Origin of the sequence: Niastella sp. (assembly GCF_045805085.1) — a bacterium.
Taxonomy (GTDB): Bacteria; Bacteroidota; Bacteroidia; order Chitinophagales; family Chitinophagaceae; genus Niastella.
The window spans coordinates 1-6474 of sequence record NZ_JBJMLX010000283.1; the positions used below are offsets into that span (position 1 = coordinate 1).

Below are 6474 nucleotides of genomic sequence, written 5' to 3' on the forward strand. Positions count from 1 at the left end.
CTTTCCCATTTCGGCCTACCTGGAATATGTAACTTATGCCAATAGCCGCATCAGGGAAATGATAACCGCTATTCAGCAACAGAATCCTTCGGCCGTGATCATTCTTATGGGCGATCATGGCAACAGGGACTCCACCAAAGAGGTATTCCCGGTACGCTATTTTCAGAACCTGAACGCGGTGTATTACCCGGATAACGATTATAAAGGGTTGTACGACAGCATCTCAGGCGTTAACCAGTTCAGGGTGGTGTTTAATAAACTGTTTAAGCAAAACCGGCCGCTTTTGAAAGATTCATCTATCTATTTAAAGGATAAAAAGGATATACCCCAACTGAACTAAAAGTTGTATAAAACGTTCAACAATGTATCTTCGCCATTAATTTAATTCCCATTAATTAAATGAAAACCGCATGATTAGAAACGACTGGAAGATTGAAGAAATACAGGAAATCTACAATACCCCCTTGCTTGAGCTCATTTATCGTGCTGCCACCATACACAGGCAGTACAACGACACAGGAGAAGTACAGGTTTGCACCCTGCTTTCTATAAAAACCGGAGGTTGTTCGGAGGACTGTGCTTATTGTCCGCAGGCAGCCCGCTACAGTACAGGTGTTGATGTACATGCTTTAATGCAGAAAGACCAGGTGCTGGAATATGCCGCCAAGGCAAAAGCAGCCGGTTCAACCCGTTTTTGCATGGGCGCCGCCTGGCGTGAAGTGAGAGATAACCGCGACTTCGACCGCGTAATTGACATGGTAAAAGGTGTTAATGAAATGGGGATGGAAGTATGCTGCACCCTGGGCATGCTTACCGAAACACAAGCCAAAAAACTGGCGGATGCCGGTTTATATGCTTACAACCACAACCTGGATACATCTAAAGAATATTATACCGAGATCATTACTACCCGCACTTATAACGACCGCCTGGAAACACTGGACAATGTTCGTAAGGCCGGTATTTCCGTTTGCTGTGGTGGTATTGTTGGTTTGGGCGAAACCCATGCCGACCGTGTTAAAATGCTGCATACCCTTAGCACCCTGCCCGAGCATCCGGAAAGTGTGCCCATTAATGCACTGGTGGCTGTAGCCGGTACGCCGCTCGAAAACAATCAGAAAGTTGATGTTTGGGATATGGTGAAAATGATCGCCACCGCCCGTATTCTGATGCCCAAAGCCATGGTGCGTTTGAGTGCAGGCCGGGCTACCATGAGCGTTTCGGACCAGGCCCTTTGCTTTATGGCCGGCGCCAACTCCATTTTTACCGGGGAGAAATTACTGACCACGCCTAACCCCAGTTTTGATGAGGACCAGGCCATGTTTAATTTGTTGGGAATTACACCGCGTGAGGCTTTTAAGGAAGAAAAAGAGCTGGTTGGATAGAACAGCCGAAATAAGAAGGAAGTAAGATAAACAATACTAAAAAAGGATCATCTGTTATACAGGTGATCCTTTTCTTATTATATGAATCTTGAATTTCTTACCTCCTACTTCAGCCCTTCAACTTCGCGTTAGGAATTAATTATATCCGCTATCTCTTTACAGAAATATTGCTTCCCTTCCATCACCAGCATAATAGCCTTGATCATTTCCTCACCGGAAGAGTTTTTGGTAACATATCCATTGGCGCCCGCATGCATAAGGGCATTGATGTAAGGGAGATCGGTATGAACGGAAATGCCAATAATACGAATTTCATTAGTATGCTCCCTGATGGCCCTGGTTGCTTCAATACCACTCACCGGTTCCATATTGATGTCCATTAATACCACGTCGGGTGAAAGTGTTTTGCAGGCTTCAATTACCTGGCGTCCGTTTTCACAGATGGCAATTATCGACAGCCTTTTATCCCTGCTGAGCAGCAGGTTCCAGGCCTCGCGTACTAATTTGTGATCATCTGCTATAATCACTTTGATCATTAAGAAAAGGTTTAGTTAATGGCGAAAATTAAGATTACTGATTTTGTGGGATAAACAAACTTCCATTACCCTTAAATTTTAAAAGTTCAAGGAAAGCGGTTAAGAGAAATTAAGGGGAAACAATTAATTATTTCCTGCTCTGTTCAATAATCCGCCTGAGCCGAAATAGTCGTTTAGCCTGAGGTTTAAGCCGAATTGGTTATAGGAAGAATTATTTTGATAATAACTCCTCGCGTAGCGGATTTGGATTTTTTTGAATAACACGCCAACACCCATTGAAAAGCCGTTTAGTCCGTTGCCGGCGTTTGTTATGTTCAGTTCTTTGCGGCGGAGGTAATTATACCCGGCTGTTACTTCAATTTTATCACCAACAAATAATTGCACAGCCAGGGTCACATGTCTGAAAAACTTGTCAAATATATATTTTTTTTCTTTGCTATCCTGTGCTAAACCCGTTTCACTGTTAAATAAAGTGTCATTATAACGAGTATCAAACTGGTGCAACTGATTTACTGTTAACGAAAACTGCAACGGTGCATGGGCCAGCCGTTTTGAAATACCCACTTGCAGATCAAAAGGCAGATCGCCACTGCTGCTGCCGGTATATTGTTTTAACTGCGCGCCCATATTCTTTGCCACAAGGGAAGCCTGCCATAAATGAGTGGAATCGGCATAGGCAATGCCGATATCCATAGCTATGCCCGACGAGCGATAAATGCCATAGGATGAATGGATGAATTTGGCCGTAACGCCGTAATGCCAGCGCTCTCCATATTGCCGGGCGGCGCTGATCTGGGCTACATAATCCACCGGGCGCATGTTGCCTGACACATTCCCCATCATATCGGTTTCGGCTATCGACCCATAACTAAAATAATTAATACCTGCTGCGAAAGTGGTGTTAAGGGAATTAGCATGATACCCTCCTATGAGATGATAGTTCTTTATACCGGCATAAAAAGAATTGAAAACCATGTTTGCCTGGGTATGCATAGCAGGCCGTAATAATGCCGGGTTGTTGAACGCGAGGCCAATGTCCTGGGTTTGATTGGAAATATTGATACCGCCTAAGGCTGTTAACTGGGGCGTGTTGGAGAGCTTTAAAAAATTATAGACTGTATTACCGCCTAATGTTTGCGCATTTGCACGGGTAAGGATCAATAAAAAACCTAATATAAGCAGTTTGCTTTTCATGAAGGCTTCATCCGCCGAAGCCAGGGCGTAGGCGGATCGGGTACGAAAGTAGCGAAAAAAGACTCAAGGTACAATCCACCTTCTTCGCCAGCTGGCGGATTCGGCGGATAAAATAAAAATTCCTCCATTGACATGGAGGAATTTCTTTAACCCTTAAAACAACCAACATGAAAAAAAATCTCGGTTGAATATTATACTAACAGGGTTCAATTGTTATTTGTTCAAAAATGATGTCGATGTTCGTATTAAAATCCAATTAAAGGCCGATCTCAACATCCCATTATCCCAATGCATTATGCCAATGCAATATCCAGCACCTGCTGCATTGTTTTTACATAATGAAATGTTAACCCTCTTATAAATGCCGGCTCAATTTCCTTCACATCACGTTCATTCTGCGAGCACATCACAATCTCCTTTAACCCGGCCCTGCGGGCAGCCAGCACTTTTTCTTTGATACCCCCTACCGGCAACACCTGACCGCGTAAGGTTATTTCACCGGTCATGGCCAGATAGGGTTTTACCCGCTTCCCTGTTAATGCCGAGGTAATTGCCGTCATGATAGTTATACCGGCACTTGGACCATCTTTGGGCACGGCGCCTTCGGGCACATGCACGTGGATATTCTTCTTCTCGAACAGTGACGCATTGATGCCTATCTTTTTAGCATTGGACTGTAAATAGGTTAACGCGGTCACCGCGCTTTCCTTCATCACATTACCCAGGTTACCGGTAAGCTTTAATTCGCCTTTACCATCGCTGAGGCTGGTTTCCATAAACAAAATATCACCGCCTACATAGGTCCAGGCCAGGCCAATGGCCACACCTGGCATATTGGCTGCCTTGTATATTTCATTGTTGTATTTGGGTTTACCCAAAATCTTCTCTATGTCTTTTTCGGTAAGGACGCTTTTTACCGATTCGTTCATAGCAAATTCCTTTGCCTCGTACCGCATAATGGAAGCCAGGTAACGGTCAAGCTCACGCACGCCACTTTCTCTTGTATAATTCTGAATGATCTTTTCCAGGATGTTATCGGCGATCTTAAAGTCAACCGATTTTAATCCATGCGCTTCTTTTTGTTTGGGTACCAGGTGCCGTTTGGCAATCTGTACCTTTTCTTCCACAGCATAGCCGCCCAGGTAAATGATCTCGAGGCGGTCGCGCAGGGCAGGTTGAATATTATTGACGTCATTGGCGGTAGCAATGAACAGGACCTTGCTGAGGTCGTATTCCAGTTCCAGGTAATTATCGTAGAAATTATTGTTCTGCTCAGGATCCAGCACCTCCAGCAGGGCTGAAGATGGATCGCCACGGAAATCGTTCCCTACTTTATCTATTTCATCGAGAATGATAACAGGGTTCGATGATTTCAATTTCCGCAGCATTTGAATAATGCGGCCCGGCATGGCGCCGATATAGGTTTTGCGGTGACCGCGGATCTCGCTTTCATCGTGCAAACCGCCCAAACTTACGCGGCCATACTTCCGCTTAACTGCCGTAGCAATACTGCGGCCGAGGGAGGTTTTACCAATACCCGGAGGGCCCACAAAACACAGGATGGGGCTTTTCATATCGCCCTTTAATTTCAACACGGCCAGGTATTCCAGCAGGCGCTCTTTTACCTTGTCCATACCATAATGGTCGTGGTCGAGCACTTTTTTGGCTTTTTTGAGGTCGTACTGGTCTTCGGTCACTTCGCCCCAGGGCAGCTCAAGCATCAGGTCGAGGTGATTGTACACCACGGAGTAATCGGGCGTGCTGGGGTGCATACGCTCCAGCTTCTCAACGCCCTTTTTAAACATTTCCTTTGCCGCCTCCGTCCATTTCTTGGCCTCGGCCTTTTTCATCATTTCCTTGATCTCCCGCTCATTGGTATCGCCACCCAGCTCTTCCTTGATGCTTTTCATTTGCTGTTGCAGGAAGTATTCGCGCTGCTGTTTATCGAGCTCCGTTTTGGTTTTGGTGGTCACCTTGTTCTTGAGTTCGGCAAACTGCAGTTCGCGCTGCAACAGTTTCATCAACAGGTCGGCCCGCTTTTCGATATTATTCATTTCCAGCAGCTTCTGCTTCTCCGTCAACTCGGTGTTCAGATTGCTGGAAATAAAGTGAATCAGGAACGCGGGGTTCTCAATATTGCGTAAAATAATGGAGGCTTCGGAGGGAATATTGGGCGACAGCTGAATGATTTGCCCTGCCATTTCCTTGATATTGGCCACATAAGCGTCGAAATCCTCATTCTTTGGGGCATCCGGCTCTTCCAGCAGTTCTACCTCGGCCTTGAAATAAGGGTCCTCACTGGTGATCGTCTTTACTTTGAACCGGCGTTTACCCTGTATAATGACGGTGGTGCCGCCATCGGGCATTTTAATCATTTTGATGATCTTGGCCACCGTACCGATGTCTTCCAGGTCTTTAACGTCCGGATCTTCTACATTACTGTCTTTTTGCGCTATAACACCTACCAGTTTGTCAGCTTTATAGGCGTCGTTTACGGCTTTTATACTTTTATCGCGACCCACGGTAATTGGTAAAACAACCCCGGGGAACAAAACGGTGTTACGCAATGGCAACAGGGGCAACTCCGACGGAATGACTATATCTGCATTATTATCCCCTTCATTTTCATTAAGGGGGATAATAGGAATAAAATCCATTTCATCTTCAGGCGTGAATAATATTTTCGCTTCTTTCATACAAAGATTATCTGTGACAAAATAACATACTCTTGCTTAATTAACCATGAATTGAAGGCAATTGCCATATATGTCAAGTTTAATGCCAGTGCAATAAAGGCATGGGTTTCAGGTCGATAACTACATGTTTTGGCAGAGAACCCGGACAAGATGAGTTAATACAAAGAATATCAGGGGTATATAATTGAGGCGATGTTTATAATAGGTGCATTACGGTTATGCAAGGCAGTGGGCCCTTTTACGCTAAAGCTTGCGCCTCCGATAAAGCTTCAGCGACACGCGGACGGCGGGCAAGGCAGACGGCAAACGGCAAACGGCAAACGGCAGACGGCAGAAAGAAATACAGTTTATAGGTTGCTGAGTAAAGAACAGAACGTACAAGGGAGTGACACAACGGTGGCTGAGTGGAGTTGATCAGTTGACGAGTTAACAGGTTTACGAGTTAAAACAGTTATGAAGTTAAAGAAAATGCGCGAGGCGGCCATGCTCCCCCACCACCGGAGGGGGGTGGGGGGAGGCCATAAAAAAAGCTCCTTTCGGGAGCTTGCTAGATTTTAATTCATTATAGCGAAATTACCATTTATCAACTTCTTCACCGGCATCGGCAACTGAGCCAGCACCATTGCTGGAAGGGCTGCTTACTTGTGATAAAACCGGAGCGGC

Annotated in this window: 5 protein-coding genes; 2 read left to right on the forward strand and 3 right to left on the reverse strand. The window is 45.4% G+C overall.

From position 1 onward, the window contains the following. Together ACJ751_RS14775 and bioB are read left to right on the forward strand one after the other, a co-directional pair. On the forward strand, positions 1 to 340 hold a 340-nt coding region (locus ACJ751_RS14775), incomplete at its 5' end, for a hypothetical protein (RefSeq protein ID WP_407746271.1). 70 nt (positions 341 to 410) lie between these two features. Continuing rightward, on the forward strand, positions 411 to 1385 hold the full coding sequence (bioB, locus tag ACJ751_RS14780) for a biotin synthase BioB (RefSeq protein ID WP_407746272.1): 975 nt from the start codon (positions 411 to 413) through the stop codon (positions 1383 to 1385). Between the two features lie 128 nt (positions 1386 to 1513). On the opposite strand, the gene ACJ751_RS14785 is transcribed toward bioB, so the two are convergent. The 3 genes from ACJ751_RS14785 to lon all read right to left on the reverse strand — a co-directional run bounded on the left by ACJ751_RS14785 (position 1514) and on the right by lon (position 5811). Further along, positions 1514 to 1921 (reverse strand): response regulator transcription factor, encoded by a 408-nt coding sequence (locus ACJ751_RS14785; RefSeq protein WP_407746273.1) that lies wholly within the window; start codon positions 1919 to 1921, stop codon positions 1514 to 1516. Between the two features lie 123 nt (positions 1922 to 2044). Next, positions 2045 to 3115: a type IX secretion system protein PorQ gene (gene porQ / locus ACJ751_RS14790; protein WP_407746274.1), complete on the reverse strand. Its 1071-nt coding sequence runs from the start codon at positions 3113 to 3115 to the stop codon at positions 2045 to 2047. A 293-nt stretch (positions 3116 to 3408) separates the two neighbouring features. Beyond that, entirely contained in the window at positions 3409 to 5811 is a 2403-nt protein-coding gene (lon, locus tag ACJ751_RS14795; protein ID WP_407746275.1) for an endopeptidase La, read from the reverse strand. Between the last annotated feature and the right edge of the window lie 663 nt (positions 5812 to 6474).

Coding starts and splice junctions, on each gene's coding strand:
- porQ (WP_407746274.1), bottom strand. CDS start 3,115: ATGAAAAGCAAACTGCTTATATTAGGTTTTTTATTGATCCTTACCCGT.
- bioB (WP_407746272.1), top strand. CDS start 411: ATGATTAGAAACGACTGGAAGATTGAAGAAATACAGGAAATCTACAAT.
- lon (WP_407746275.1), bottom strand. CDS start 5,811: ATGAAAGAAGCGAAAATATTATTCACGCCTGAAGATGAAATGGATTTT.
- ACJ751_RS14785 (WP_407746273.1), bottom strand. CDS start 1,921: ATGATCAAAGTGATTATAGCAGATGATCACAAATTAGTACGCGAGGCC.